Source organism: Trichocoleus sp. DQ-A2 (genome assembly GCF_039961915.1).
Lineage (GTDB): Bacteria > Cyanobacteriota > Cyanobacteriia > Cyanobacteriales > FACHB-T130 > FACHB-T130.
Map to the genome: position 1 here is coordinate 1 of NZ_JAMPKD010000014.1, position 14,922 is coordinate 14,922.

At 47.1% G+C, this 14,922-nt stretch carries 8 protein-coding genes; 5 read left to right on the top strand and 3 right to left on the bottom strand.

Annotation, left to right across the window (positions count from 1 at the left end; all coding sequences use genetic code 11):
* The 3 genes from NC997_RS15435 to NC997_RS15445 all read left to right on the top strand — a co-directional run.
* A partial coding sequence (locus NC997_RS15435; RefSeq protein WP_190529855.1) for a transposase occupies positions 1-245 on the top strand: 245 nt, incomplete at its 5' end.
* 377 nt (positions 246-622) lie between these two features.
* Positions 623-1,903, top strand: a complete 1,281-nt coding sequence (locus tag NC997_RS15440; RefSeq protein WP_190529857.1) for a glycosyltransferase family 1 protein — start codon at positions 623-625, stop codon at positions 1,901-1,903.
* A 589-nt stretch (positions 1,904-2,492) separates the two neighbouring features.
* Positions 2,493-4,142 carry an ATP-binding protein gene (locus tag NC997_RS15445; protein ID WP_199299568.1) on the top strand — a complete coding sequence of 550 codons (1,650 nt, stop codon included), beginning with the start codon at positions 2,493-2,495 and terminating at the stop codon, positions 4,140-4,142.
* 29 nt (positions 4,143-4,171) lie between these two features.
* On the opposite strand, the gene NC997_RS15450 is transcribed toward NC997_RS15445, so the two are convergent.
* A complete protein-coding gene (locus NC997_RS15450; RefSeq protein WP_190413201.1) occupies positions 4,172-4,960 on the bottom strand; it encodes a mechanosensitive ion channel family protein in 789 nt (262 codons plus the stop codon).
* Between the two features lie 54 nt (positions 4,961-5,014).
* Between NC997_RS15450 and NC997_RS15455 the strand changes: the two genes are divergently transcribed.
* The gene (locus NC997_RS15455) at positions 5,015-5,584 is read left to right on the top strand and encodes a GNAT family N-acetyltransferase (RefSeq protein WP_190529859.1); all 570 of its coding nucleotides are present in this window, start codon (positions 5,015-5,017) and stop codon (positions 5,582-5,584) included.
* A gap of 110 nt (positions 5,585-5,694) precedes the next feature.
* On the opposite strand, the gene alr is transcribed toward NC997_RS15455, so the two are convergent.
* Positions 5,695-6,933 (bottom strand): alanine racemase, encoded by a 1,239-nt coding sequence (gene alr, locus NC997_RS15460; RefSeq protein ID WP_190529861.1) that lies wholly within the window; start codon positions 6,931-6,933, stop codon positions 5,695-5,697.
* Between the two features lie 486 nt (positions 6,934-7,419).
* Here alr and NC997_RS15465 point away from each other — a divergent pair, with 486 nt between their 5' ends.
* Positions 7,420-11,427 carry a PAS domain S-box protein gene (locus NC997_RS15465; RefSeq protein ID WP_190529863.1) on the top strand — a complete coding sequence of 1,336 codons (4,008 nt, stop codon included), beginning with the start codon at positions 7,420-7,422 and terminating at the stop codon, positions 11,425-11,427.
* A 349-nt stretch (positions 11,428-11,776) separates the two neighbouring features.
* Here NC997_RS15465 and uvrA read toward each other — a convergent pair whose 3' ends face one another.
* Positions 11,777-14,779 (bottom strand): excinuclease ABC subunit UvrA, encoded by a 3,003-nt coding sequence (uvrA, locus tag NC997_RS15470; protein ID WP_190529865.1) that lies wholly within the window; start codon positions 14,777-14,779, stop codon positions 11,777-11,779.
* Positions 14,780-14,922: the final 143 nt, after the last annotated feature.

The following is a 14,922-nucleotide window of genomic DNA, read 5'->3' on the forward strand; positions in this document are numbered from 1 at the left end:
TAATCCCGGTACTGGAACCTGGACAAGTGGTGATTATGGACAATGCTACCTTTCACAAGGGCGGGCGGATTGAGCAGTTGATTCGAGCGGCTGGTGCTCAACTTTGGTATTTACCACCTTACTCCCCCGACCTCAACAAAATTGAGAACTGCTGGTCTTGGCTCAAGAGCCGCATCCGCAAACAACTCGACCAGTTTAATTGTTTGCGAGATGCAATCGAGCATGTCTTATGCTTGTCGTCCTAATTACCTTGGCGATTGCTATAAATATTCTCGCGTTCCACAATTAAATCTATAAATCTTCACTTCCCTGACCGTTGGAGGACGGAAAAATGGGAATCCATTCGCTACTCTGGCGATTTATATGCCCTTTGGCTTAAAATTTTATTTCTTTGGGAGGAGGTCATGATACCCAATGATACCCACCCGTCCCCCGGAAGGTTGAATATAGTCAGGTAGTAGATTCTCTCCCGTAGTTGATGTTCATCATCAACGGCGAAGCTTATCCTATTAGCACAAGTAAAGATTCCTTAAGTTCCGGTGGGCTAAACAGGCAACTAAGTAGAATAGTCAACCCCTGCTTCGCCCTGAACGTCGTTGAGTGAAAAAATCGATATAAATATATGCTTTCCACAAACAACCAGCACATTGCTCTAATTTCCGTCCACGGAGATCCAGCAATTGAAATCGGTAAAGAAGAGGCTGGCGGTCAAAACGTTTATGTACGTCAGGTGGGTGAGGCACTTGCTCAACAGGGGTGGCAAGTAGATATGTTTACCCGCAAAGTTAGTGGCGATCAACCCACGATTGTTCAACATAGTGCTAATTGTCGAACAATTCGCTTGACATCTGGTCCTGAAGAGTTTGTCCCAAGAGACAATTTGTTTGAGTATCTGCCAGTGTTTGTCGAACAGATGCTCAAGTTTCAGCAGCAAGAAGGCATTGAATATTCTATAGTACACACAAATTACTGGCTCTCATCTTGGGTGGGAATGGAGCTGAAGAAAGTTCAACCCATCAAACAAATTCATACTTACCACTCTTTGGGAGCCGTCAAATATAAGTCAGTTTCGACGATTCCCTTGATTGCTACCACGCGGCTAGAGGTAGAAAGAAAGGTTTTAGAGACAGCGGAACGGATTGTTGCCACCAGTCCGCAAGAGAAAGAACATATGCGATCGCTCGTTTCCACAAAAGGCAACATCGATATCATCCCCTGCGGCACCGATATTCGCAAGTTTGGTTCCGTCACCCGCGAAGCAGCAAGAGAGAAACTGGGAATCGACGCCGATACCAACGTGGTCTTCTATGTGGGTCGATTTGATCGCCGCAAGGGAATTGAAACACTCGTTCGCGCCGTTGGCAAGTCCCAGATGCGCCAGCAGGGCAACCTAAAACTATTTATCGGCGGGGGTTCTCGTCCCGGTCAAAGTGACGGTATCGAACGCGATCGCATTGAAAAAATTGTCGGCGAACTGGGACTGCAAGACATCACCTCCTTCCCCGGACGCTTGGGTGACGACACCCTGCCCGCTTACTACGCCGCCGCTGATGTTTGTGTCGTACCCAGTCATTACGAACCCTTCGGTTTAGTGGCAATTGAAGCAATGGCTTCTGGAACGCCCGTCGTTGCTAGTGATGTCGGCGGACTCCAATTCACCGTCGTCCCCGAAGAAACGGGTTTACTGGCACCCCCGAAAGATGCCGTAGCGTTTGCAGCCGCGATTGACCGCATTCTCGCCAATCCAGAATGGCGCAAGCAGCTAGGTGAGAAGGCAAGAGTTCGGGTAGAGAAGATGTTTAGTTGGGATGGCGTAGCGACTCAACTAAGCGACCTTTACATCCAGTTATTGAAAGAACAACCTGCACCAGAATTAGAATTGGTCACTCAAGTCAGCGCCTAATTACGCAGCAGCTTGTCCTGGAAATACCCTACAAAGACTTCTAGTTGTACGAGTAAGATTAGTACAACTAGAAGTTTTTATTTTACTGTATACTTTTTTCCAAATAAAAATTATTCTACATCTACAGAATGATTATTTAGAAAAATTCCCTTTTTAAAGCAACCATTTGAGTGTTGCTCGCTCTCAAATTATCCGGATTTTCAGGAGATTGGCTGCAATTTATTAGTGATGGAATAAATAAAATAATGGGTTGGAATTGGATGATGTTGTTATATATATACTTTATTTAAATTTTACAATCCGATTCTAAGTTCCCTTTTCCCATCCAAAATCCTCAACCTAAAATGGTGTTAACCTCAAGTAACACAGTACCGCTCGTGGCGTTGATAGTAATTCACGTTGATACCAATTCACGTTGATACCAATTCACTTTGTACTTGTGACTTTAGTAAGAGCGCATAGTCGTGTGCCTACGTTCATATACTTACAATCAATTAAAGAAAGGGTATGAATGACCTATGATAATCTCTAATTAAGCGTGCAGAATACCAGCGTGAAACGGCTATTTACAACAGCATGGAACCTTCTTTTGAACGCTATTCAAACCATTTACAGTCGTCTTTTTAGAAAAAAACGTCGCCAGTTACGTCGTCAGCCCCTCCGACAAGACGCCTCAATCGATTCTGAATTGAATCAAATCAACCTCACCCCATCGAAACCGACAGAGGAAATCAGCAGTAGCCCACCCATCCCCATCAATGAGGCAGATAGGCTCAAAGCGCTGAATCGCTACAAGATTCTTGATACTGCTCCTGAAGAAGCATTTGACGATTTGACGGCTCTGGCAGCCTATATTTGTGGCACTCCCATTGCTTTAGTCAGCCTCGTCGATTCTAATCGGCAGTGGTTCAAATCAAAAATCGGTCTAGAAGCAACGGAAACGCCAAGAGACGTGGCATTCTGCGCCCATGCCTTGGTGCAACCAGATGAGTTGTTGATTGTGCCCAACGCCTTAGAAGATCGGCGGTTTTCCAACAACCCGCTCGTGACTTCAGACACCAATATCCGGTTTTATGCGGGTACCCCTTTGGTAACATCTGATGGCTATGCTGTCGGCACCCTCTGCGCGATTGACCGGATTCCACGTCATCTCACCCCCGAACAGATGGAGGCACTCCGGGCGTTGGGGCGTCAAGTGGTCAGCCAGATGGAGTTACGGATTAATCTGGATAAATTAGAACGGACTGTCAGTAAGAGTCGGCGAGTAGAGCAAGCACTTCGCCGCAGTAATCAACGACTGCTGCAAACCCTCAAGACATTACGAAATACTCAAGCCCAACTGATTCAGAGCGAAAAAATGTCGAGTTTGGGTCAATTGGTTGCTGGTGTCGCCCATGAAATTAACAACCCTGTCAACTTTATTCACGGCAACCTGCCCTATGTTAGTGCCTATGTTCGGGATCTCCTCGATTTGCTAAACCTCTACAAAAAGCAATATCCCCATCCCGATGGCGAGATTCAAAAAAAAGCAGAAACAATTGATGTGAACTTTCTAGTAGAAGATTTACCAAAAACTTTGGCTTCTATGAAAGTGGGTACTGACCGTATCCATCAAATTGTTTTTTCGTTGCGAAACTTCTCCCGATTGGATGAAGCCGAGATGAGACGAGTTGATATCCACGAAGGGATTAATAGCACGCTTTTAATCCTTCAGCATCGGCTTAAACCCACAGCCCAAAATCTCGGCATTGAAGTGATTAAAGAGTACGGAGTCCTTCCACCCGTTGAGTGCTACGCAGGTCCCTTGAACCAGGTATTTATGAATATCTTGAGTAATGCGGTGGATGCTCTAGAGTTGTCAATGGTCAATAGTCAGCCGTCAATCATTCGTGAAACAACAACTGACCTAGAGACACGATTAATCGTGTCTCTACCCACTAGCAGTGCTTGGATTCGCATTAGCACCAGCCTTTCTTCTGACCGATCTCATGTAGTAATTCGCATTGCGGATAATGGCCCTGGCATACCGGAAGAGATTAGGGCAAAGATATTCGATCCATTTTTCACGACGAAGCCTGTAGGGAAAGGCACGGGAATCGGATTGTCGATTAGCTACCAGATTATCGTTGAGAAGCATGGCGGGGTACTGAAGTGTCTGTCTGAACCAGGACAAGGAACAGAGTTTCGGATTGAACTGCCGATTCACGGGAAAATAATGAAGATGAAGGAGCAAGAATGATCCCGCGTCCTTCAGGAGTAGGCAGAAGACTACAGTGACAATTCTGGCTCTCGCAGAGCTTCTTTCACCAGCTGTTGTACTTCGGAACGGACGTGATCGTAGGCTTCAGATGCACACCAAGGACGGAGATATAAAATTGTTCCGGTTGCTGAGATGGAAGCAACGTGACAGGTCGTTTTTGGTTCTTCCAAAACTAAGGGATGGGGTTGAATTAAAGACAAAAGTAGGGTGATAGTCGGTTCGATCGGGCGATCGCCAATATCAATGTCTAAATCGACTCGTCGCTTGCCGAGTACGGTGGTATTTTTCAGCGTCCCGCTGAATAATTGCCCGTTCGGCACTGTAATTACTACGTTGTCTCGCGTTACTAGCGTAGTCGAGAAAATGCCGATGGCATCCACCACTCCGGCAGCCCCCGCCCCTTCAATAAAATCGCCTACCTCAAACGGGCGCAAACTAATCAGCATCACACCAGCGGCAAAGTGAGATAAGGTATTCTGCAATGCTAAGCCGATTGCTAAACCAGCCGCCCCCACTACCGCGACAACGCTGGTCGTCTCGATTCCCAACCTGTTGAGAACGGCGACCATCCCGACGACCAGCGTGAAAATCTCGGCTACCTGAATCAAGAACTTGCGTAAGGTTGGCTCTGTGCGACTTAGCGCTTTGCGGGTAAGACCTCCTACCCAACCTACAGCTAATCGGGTGAGCAGCAGAATTGTCGCTGCCCAGAGAAGGTTCTGTAGAATCTTAAAATACGCTTGGCCAATCAGGTAGTTCCATAACTGCGATGCAGCTTCAACAGAAATAATATCCATTTTCAATCGTTTTTCACTTCCAATTAATATATCTTTTTTTATAAGAATACTGGAATGAATTCGGAATTTAAGCTAATTTATACGCCTAGATTGTTATTACGGATGGGAACTCAAGAAGATGTGCCTGAGATTGTCAAATTTTACCGGAATAATCAAGGGCATCTATCTCCCTGGCAACCTTTTTGGCCTGATAATTTTTTAACCCATGAGTTTTGGCAAGAGCAAGTTGAGAAAAACATTAAAGAATTTGAATGCGATCGCTCTTTAAAATTATTTATTTTCAAGAATGGGAATTTCTCAGAAATTATTGGCAATGTTAGTTTTCACGGGTTTATGCGGGGTGCTGCCCAATTTTGTTATTTGGGCTATAATTTAGCAGAATTTGAACAAGGTAAAGGGTATATGACGGAAGCATTGCACTTTGCCATAAATGATGTCTTTGCACAATTAGATATGCACCGGGTGATGGCAAATTATCTACCCCACAATCACCGGAGTGCTAATTTACTGAAGAAATTAGAATTTGTTGTTGAAGGATATGCTAAAGAATATTTATTTATTCAAGGTGAATGGCAAGACCATATCTTGACCAGCTTAACGAATAAAAATTGGCAGAGGAAATGAATTTTTGTCTGCCACTATTCTTATTCTCGGCTATTCTTATTCTCGGTAGGGGTACGGCAGTGCCGTACCCCGGCATCTAGAAGGAACGACTTGCGAGTTGTCAAGTTGCGTCAAGACGGTCTAGCCTGTTCTGATTCCAGGGGTTGACCGACTGCTACGCGAGGGAGGCGATGCTTGAAGCCGCAGAGAATTTCCCAGGAAATCGTGCCTAAAGTCGCCGCCCAGTCATCCGCAGAAATTTCGGCGTTTCCTTCTTGCCCCAGCAGAGTGACGACTTCGCCAGTTTGTAAATCGGGGATGGCGCTGACATCCAGCATTAGCTGATCCATTGTAATCGCGCCGATTTGCGGTACCGGCTGACCTCGAAGCAAAACTTGCATTTTGTTGGAGAGATTGCGGGGAACCCCGTCGGCGTAGCCAATGGCGATCGCGGCGAGGCGCATATCCCGGCTAGCGACAAACTGATGCCCGTAGCTGACTCCCGTACCTGCTGAAATATTTTTTACTTGCGTTACCCGTGCTTTTACTTTCATGACGGGTTTGAGGTCGATGACAGACTTTAGATGGGGCGCGGGGTAAAGACCGTAGGTTGCTAAACCCACTCGCACCATGTCGTAGTGTAGGCTTGGGTCGCTTAAAGCGGCAGCTGAGTTGGCGAGGTGCAGACGGGGAGGCGTCATTCCTGTAGTTTTGATAAGAGCGATCGCTTCCTCAAATCTGTCTTGTTGCTGTCTCATTCCCGTGGGATCTGGACTGTCAGCCGTTGCTAGATGAGAATAAATACTGGCAATTTTGAGCTGGGGCAACCGCTGCACCAAGGCGACAAACTCCGCCGCTTCCTGCCAGGGAGTGCCTAGGCGAGACATCCCGGTATCTAATTTTACATGAACCGCTAAAGAACGATTTAAAGTGCCCAGCGTCTCTGAAAAGACTAAAGCTTGCTGAGGCGTACAGAGCGTCGGCTGCAAATCCCAGTGAGCGATCGCTTGCACTTGCTCAGACGTATTACTGGCACCTAAAATCAAAATCGGTGCCTGAATCCCGGCTTCTCGCAGTTGAATTCCCTCTGGAATCGTGGCAACACCCAGCCAACTTGCACCGGCTTGGCAAGCAATCTCGGCAACCGTAATCGCACCATGACCATAAGCATCCGCCTTCACCACCGCCATCAGAGCCGTTTTTGGGGAGAGAAAACGCCTCAGCTGCCGCACATTATGAGCTAAAGCGGCTAAATCAATTTCTACCCAAGCCCGTTCCTTGAGCGCTGTAAAATTTTCTCGCTGTATTTGGGAAAGATTGGGGTACCCAGAGGAAGGCATCCCGACAGGAGTCGGCTCCCAACTTAGCATTAGACTCACTCCTCACTCACTCACACCTGTTAGTTTAGGACTTACGCCTTCAAGCCATTACTACACTATTGGTATATCTAGCTTTAGCGTTCATCGATTCCGTCTAGAGAAAACTCTAGGAGAAGTCCTACAGTTAACAACTTAGAGTGAGCGCTCGCGTCCGGATCGTCAAGTAGTTTCTCGTTGTTATTGATTAGAGACTGTAGCTGTCGTTCTGAACGTAGCTAGGATGTTGGCATTCACCCCTAACCTTCCTCCTGTTGGGTTTCGGGGTTTTCGCCATCCAGGGTGCTTCTCGAACACAGCTTGTTGACGCAGTATTTAGCGATCCCGCTTTTCGTCAAACGTCTGGAGGTAGATTTTGGCAGAAATCGTATCGAATGCCGAGTTTACGAGGAACAATAAAGGAGATAATTTGACTTCCCCTCTCAACACTTAGCTCGGACGGGTCAACCCGCCTTTACAGGACGGACTCAGCACTAAAGCATGAGACTGCGAACGAAGACACTAATGGTCATTGGCGCGACACTCGTCGGTCTGGTAGGGGTGCTATATGCTACCTCTTCCATCGTTTTGTTGCGGAGCCTCAAACACGCTGAGGATCAAAATACCCGTCAGATGGTTAAGGCAGTTCTGAATGTTTTTAGCCAAACTGGCGATGACTTTAGTTCTAGATTTCGCGATTGGTCATCGTGGGATGACACCTATAACTTTATTAACAAACCAAACCAAGCTTATCGGGAGTCGAATCTAAATCCAGAATCGCTCTACAACTTGCAGATCAACTTGGTGCTGTTTATCAATAACAGGGGTGAAATTGTCTTTGGGACTGGGTTCGATCTAAAAAATCAGAAAAAAACACCGATTCCACCGGCCCTCAAACAACACCTGGCTCTCAACGACCGGCTTTTAGAGCGTCCCCATTCTAATCGCATCCTGTCAGGAATCATTCTGCTTCCGGAAGGGCCAATGCTGATTAGTTCGCAGCCGATTTTGCCTTCAAATGGCAAAGGTTCTATCCGAGGAACTTTGATCTTCGGGCGCTATATAGACAATCGGACGATCGAGAAGTTGGCAAGAATCAACCGTTTGCCCGTGATGATGTACGGGATGAACGATCCTCAAATGCCTGCGGACTTTCAAGCCGTGCGTTCTGCTTTGTCAGAACAACGCCCAATTCTGGTGCGATCGCGCAATGAAGACACGATTTCTGGATACGCCCAGATTAAAGACATTTATGGCAAACCGGCTTTGCTGTTGCGGGTGGATGTCCCCAGAGAAATCTATAAGCAAGGAAAGATTCGCCTAGGCTATCTCATCTTGTGTCTGTTAGTAGTAGGACTGGTATTTGGTGGAGTAACGCTGCTGCTGATAGAGCGATTGGTGCTGTCTCGGTTGGCAGCTTTGAGTGGGGAAGTTCGGAAAATTGGCGCGAGTAGCGATCTTTCGCTGCGGGTATCGACTCCCGGAAAGGATGAATTGTCCAGCTTGGCACTGACGATTAATGGGATGCTAGAAGCGTTGGAAAAATCTGGACGCGATCGCATTGAAAGCGAAGAACGTCACCGCGCCGTGGTTGAGCAAGCTTCAGAAGGGATTGTTCTGATTGATGCTCGCTCTTCTCAAATTCTGGAAGCCAATACTGCCTTTAATCGCTTGCTCGGTTACAGCCATGAAGAAATTCTACATCTGACCCTTTACGATCTCATTCCCCACACCCAAGACAGCGCTGACTTAAATATCAACCAAATCCTAGCCGATAAACAGCACTACCTAGGCGAACGACGCTACCGGCGTAAAGATGGAACGCTGGTGGATGTGGAAGTGAGTGCCAACTCGATTTCCTATGGTGGCAGAGAGGTCGTGTGTGGCGTGGTTCGAGATATTAGCGATCGCAAACAAGCCCAAGAAGAAATCCGTTTGTTGCAGACGACGACGCAAGCGATCGCGGATGCCTCAGATTTTCACTCAGCTTTGCAAGTCACGCTGGGCAAGGTTTGCGAGACAATCGGCTGGAGTTTTGGGGAAGCTTGGATTCCCCACCCAACGGGTGACTTTCTCGAATGCAGTCGGGGTTGGTATGGCGGTAAGGAGAAAGTATCCCCCGCCTTGAAGAAATTCAGACACTTCAGCCAGAAGCTCACTTTTGCATCCTGGAACGGATTGCCGGGACGAGTTTGGTCATCGCAGCAGCCAGAGTGGATTGATGATGTTTCAATTCAGCCACCAGCCGTTTTTGATCGTGTCGCAATTGCACGAGAAAGCGGATTGAAAGCAAGTTTCGCCATTCCGATTATTGCGGCAACGTTTTGGGAATCGTCCCCCCTGCCGATTCAGGACGGGCAAAGCGCTGGGGTGCCCCTACAGCAGCCACAAGTGCTAGCTGTTCTGGTTTTCTTCAGCTTCGACAGCCAGGAAGAAGACCGGCAGATGGTGGAGCTAGTATCGGGCGTTGCGGCTCAGCTGGCTTCCGTCATTCAGCGCAAGCAGACGGAAGCCGCACTCCAAGAAAGCGAGACTCGGCTTTGCAGACAGCAGCGGGCGCTGATGGAACTGGCTACGTGTCAGGCTTTATACACGGGCGATTTGAGCGCGGCTTGGCAGGAGATTACCGAGACAGCCACAAACACACTGGGCGTCGCACGAGCAAGTATCTGGCTTTATCAACAAGAAATCGTTGAGACTCAGGAACCGGCTTCTACCACATCCCAACCCAATCCAAAATTGCTCTGTGTTGACTTGTACGAAGTCACTCAGGAGCGGCATAGCTGGGGCATGGAGCTGTACCGAGTAGACTATCCGGGCTATTTCCAAGCACTAGAAGAGGAACGCGCGATCGCGGCTTCTGATGCCCATACCGATCCTCGGACGAAGGAGTTTTCCGCGGCTTATTTAGCTCCTTTAGGCATTGCTTCGATGTTGGATGTCCCGATTCGGGTAGGTGGACGGACGATGGGGGTGCTTTGTCTGGAACACATGAGTACGCAAAGGCAGTGGGCGTTGGAGGATCAGAACTTTGCGACTTATTTAGCGTATATGGCTGCTTTGGCAATGGAAGCGAGCGATCGCAAACAAGCAGAAACCGCCCTCGCTAACAGTGAAGCGAAATTTCGCTCGCTGATTCTCAACAGTTCGGATCTGATCGCCATTTATGACGCAGATGGCATTACCCGCTATCAAAGTCCTTCGATTGTGAGTATTTTGGGCTACCAACCAGAGGAATTGACCGGGGTACACACCTTGGGCATGATTCACCCAGAGGATCGTCGCCGCGTTTTAGAAGCTTTCCATGAGGCGCTTAACAACCCTCAGAGTGTTTTTTCCATCGAATATCGTTTTCCCCGAAAAGACGGCTCCTGGTGTTTTCTAGAATCAACTGGGAGCAATTTGCTAGCCGATCCCTTCGTGGCAGGCATCGTGGTTAATTCCCGCGACATTACCGAGCGCAAGCAAGTGGAAGGCGCACTTCGGCAAGCCGAAGAACGATATCGCAGCATCTTTGAAAACGCAGTTGAAGGCATTTTTCAAACGACACCGGATGGACGCTTCATCAGTGCGAATCCTGCCCTCGCACGCCTTTATGGCTACTCGTCCCCGGAGGAATTAATCGCCAATGTGACGAGCGTTGAGCGGCAACTTTATGTTGACCCAAACCGACGAACGGAATTTATTGCTGCCATGCAAAAGTATGATTCTGTATCTCGGTTTGAGTCTCAAATTTACCGCCAGGACGGCAGCACTATCTGGATTTTGGAAACCGCCCGCACGGTAAAGAATTCTCAAGGGAGAATCCTTTACTACGAAGGCACTGTCCAAGATATTACCAATCGCAAGGTCGCAGAAGAAGCACTGCGCTATCAACAGGAACAATCGGAACTGCTGCTGCTCAATATCTTACCTGCCCCGATTGCCGAGCGATTAAAACTTCAGGAAAGCACAATTGCCGATAGCTTTGCCGAAGTTACCGTTTTGTTTGCTGATATTGTTGGCTTTACCCAACTTTCTGCCGATACATCACCCACCGAACTTGTCGAATTACTCAACAAGATATTTTCTGCGTTCGATCGCCTATCCGAACTGCATGGTTTGGAGAAAATAAAGACAATTGGGGATGCCTATATGGTTGTCGGCGGTTTGCCAATGCCCCGCAGCGATCATGCCCAGGCGATCGCTGACATGGCGCTGGATATGCAAGATGCGATCGGGCTATTTAACCTCAAAAATGCGAAAAATTTTCAGATTCGAGTCGGCATTAGTACGGGACCCGTCGTTGCTGGCGTCATTGGTATCAAAAAGTTTATCTATGATTTGTGGGGCGATACGGTAAATACAGCTTCTCGGATGGAATCTCACGGTCTTGCGGGTCGAATTCAAGTCACTGCCACTACCTATGAGTTATTACGAGACGAATATGTTTTTGAGGAACGGGGTCTTATCCATGTCAAAGGCAAAGGTGAGATGACAACTTATCTTCTAATTGGCAGAAAAACTTGACTTACTTTGCTTTCAATATTGCAGTTTTCGGCTGGGTGCGGTACACCTGTAGGGGTATGGCAATCAAAAGCCCCTACCGAATGTTAGCGAAATGTTAGCGAGTAGGTTGGGTTAAACGACAGTGAAACCCAACCATTGTTTATGTGTTTTGGGTTGAGGAAAAAAACAACCAACGCAAGTTTTAGATTTTCAGCTATCAAAGCCCATTGCTGAATTCCTTTAGTTACTTCCTTAAGAAAATTCACCTTTTTCCAGACAGGCATCTGGCGAAAAGCCAGTATTAAAAATCTGTCGATTTCTGGACTGGTATTGCGCGATCGCGGTTAGTAGATTGACAAATTAAAAGTTGTCATTTTGGGGGATGCTGCTGCAACACTTGTTTCAAATATTGCCCGGTATAAGACCTCGGATTGTCCGCCACTTTTTCTGGAGTTCCCATCGCAATTAACTCTCCACCTTTATTCCCCCCTTCCGGTCCCAAATCGATAACCCAATCGGCGCAACGAATTACATCTAAATTGTGTTCGATGACTAAAATTGAATTGCCTTTATCTACCAATCTCTGTAACACATCTAGCAACTTGTGGACATCGTAAAAAGATAAACCCGTTGTCGGTTCATCGATTAAATAAAGCGTCTTCCCGGTAGCACGACGAGAGAGTTCCGAGGCTAACTTCACTCGTTGCGCTTCACCACCAGAAAGAGTGGGTGCAGTTTGCCCTAAACGGATATAACCGAGTCCCACATCTACTAAAGTTTGCAACCGTGTTGATGCTTTAGGGATATTTATAAAAAATTCCAAAGCTTCTTCTACGGTCATGTTGAGAACATCAGAAATAGACTTGTTTTTGTACTTGACTTGTAAAGTTTCTCGGTTGTAGCGATCGCCTTTACAAACTTCGCACTGCACGTAGACATCTGGCAGAAAATTCATCTCGATCACATTCACGCCTTGTCCGCCACAAGCTTCGCAGCGTCCGCCTTTAACATTGAAAGAAAATTGCCCCGGTTTATACCCTCTCGCTTTTGCTTCTATCGTTTGGGAAAACACATCTCGAATTGCATCAAATATACCTGTATAGGTAGCTGGATTAGAACGAGGGGTACGTCCAATTGGAGATTGGTCGATGACAATTGCTTTATCAATTGCGTTCAATCCCTTGATGGCTTCCAAATGTTTCGGGAAGGGAACTTTGCGGGTGAGGTGGTGTTGTAAGGCTGGGTAAAGTAATTCGTTAATTAGAGTAGATTTGCCGGAACCAGAAACGCCGGTGATGCAGACAAGTTTACCCAGTGGAATTTCGACATCTATATTTTGTAAGTTGTTGCGGTAGGCATTTTTGAGAATTAGCGATCGCCCATTTCCCTCTCTCCTCTGTGCAGGTGTTTCAATCACTTGCCGTCCCGACAAATAAGCACCTGTTAGGGAATCTTCTGCTGCTAACAATGTCTCTAAGTCACCTTGAGAAACAATTCTTCCACCATGAACGCCCGCACTAGGGCCAATATCAACAATGTGGTCAGCCGCACGAATCGTTTCTTCATCATGCTCGACCACAATTAATGTATTGCCCAAATCGCGGAGTTTAATTAAAGTTTGCAGCAAGCGTCCATTATCTCGCTGATGCAGTCCGATACTCGGTTCATCTAACACGTAGAGGACGCCGGTTAAACCCGAACCAATTTGGGTTGCAAGGCGAATTCGTTGCGCTTCTCCGCCCGAAAGTGTCATTGCCGGACGGTCAAGCGTCAGATAATCTAAGCCAACATCAAGGAGAAATTGCAGCCTAGCTTTAATTTCTCTAAGTACCAAATCGCCTATTTGAAACTGGCGATCGCTCAATTTTAAATTATTAATTCGTTCTCGACTTTCCCCAATATCAACGCTCGTCAAGTCGAGCATCCGATACTGTCCCAATCGCACAGCCAAGGCTTCCGGTTTCAATCGCTTCCCGGCGCACACTTCACATGGCTGTTCGACGAGATATTGCTCCATTTTTTGTTTAATGAGTTCGGAACTCGTTTCATCGTATTGTTTCTGGAGGATAGCAATAACGCCTGCATACCGTCTAAAATCATTTCGACTTTCATTCCAGATTGATTTGTCAGCACCATACATAATGATGTGCTGCTGTTCTGCTGTTAGCTGATTCCAAGGTGTCTGAATTTCAAAGCCATACGCTTGTCCGACATTGTATAGAAGGGAGAGATAGTAAGAATTATCCTTTTCTGACCAAGGCGCGATCGCAGCATACACCGGCGACTCCGGAAAAGGTACCAATAACTCTGGTGAAAATGTCCGCAAGCTACCCAATCCATGACACTGAGGACAAGCACCATAAGGGGAGTTAAAGGAGAACAATCGCGGAGAAAGTTCATCCATCACCGCCCCATGTTCCGGGCAAGCAAAGTTTTCTGAAAAGACTAATTCATTGGAGCTTTCCTGATAGGAATTCTCAGCGTTTGTAGAATTTTCTTGCCCACTTTCGTTTTTTGTGGTATGTTCCGTGTACGAATTATTTATCTGGTCGGATTCGTTAGGTTTCGATGTATCATTTAATAACTGAATGACCGCAATTCCACTGGCATGACGCAGACAAGTGCTGAGAGAATCGGTTAGACGCTCCTGAATACCGGGTTTCTTAATCAGTCGGTCAACGACAATTTCAATCGTGTGTGTATAATTTTTATCTAATTCAATAGAATCGGACAGTTGAAACACCTCTCCATCAACTCTGACGCGAGCAAATCCTTCAGAAACCAGGCTGGAGAGCAATTTTTGATGGGTGCCCTTTTTGCCGCGCACTACAGGCGCTAAGATTTGAAAACGGGTGCCATCAGGCAGTTCCAGGATGCGATCGCACATTTCATCAATCGTCTGAGGTGCAATCGAGCGATCGCACAGAGGGCAGTGAGGCTCACCCGCGCGTCCAAACAGCAGCCGCAAATAGTCGTAAATCTCAGTTACCGTGCCAACCGTTGAGCGGGGGTTGTGAGAGGTTGATTTTTGGTCAATTGAAATTGCCGGACTCAGTCCCTCAATCGCATCCACATCTGGCTTATCCAACTGCCCTAAGAATTGCCGCGCGTAGGCACTCAGGGACTCCACGTAGCGCCGTTGTCCTTCTGCAAAGATGGTATCAAAGGCGAGGGAAGACTTGCCAGAACCAGAGACGCCAGTAAAGACAATCAAGCGATCGCGCGGTAGTTCTAGATCGATATTCTTTAGATTGTGCTGCCTAGCGCCACGAATGCGAATCGCGTTCTGGCTGTTTTGATTTACGCCTGTGGAATGATGCCCATTTGAGGACTCAGTTAGTAAAGCATCCGAAAGATTGACACGGTCAGACATGAGGGCAGAGCGAAACAGTGCTTAACGATCTTAGCGTTGGCAAGGGAAAGCGCTTGATGAGTTAGCCGATTAATCAATTTATCGCTAACCGGGCGGGTAACTCAGCGATCAACTAAGCGCTAATACATCTTCATACAAGGTTG

Excerpts from the sequence above, each read along its gene's own strand:
- NC997_RS15450 (WP_190413201.1), bottom strand. The coding sequence starts at position 4,960 with ATGGATATTATTTCTGTTGAAGCTGCATCGCAGTTATGGAACTACCTG.
- NC997_RS15455 (WP_190529859.1), top strand. The coding sequence starts at position 5,015 with ATGAATTCGGAATTTAAGCTAATTTATACGCCTAGATTGTTATTACGG.
- uvrA (WP_190529865.1), bottom strand. The coding sequence starts at position 14,779 with ATGTCTGACCGTGTCAATCTTTCGGATGCTTTACTAACTGAGTCCTCA.
- NC997_RS15465 (WP_190529863.1), top strand. The coding sequence starts at position 7,420 with ATGAGACTGCGAACGAAGACACTAATGGTCATTGGCGCGACACTCGTC.
- NC997_RS15440 (WP_190529857.1), top strand. The coding sequence starts at position 623 with ATGCTTTCCACAAACAACCAGCACATTGCTCTAATTTCCGTCCACGGA.
- alr (WP_190529861.1), bottom strand. The coding sequence starts at position 6,933 with ATGCTAAGTTGGGAGCCGACTCCTGTCGGGATGCCTTCCTCTGGGTAC.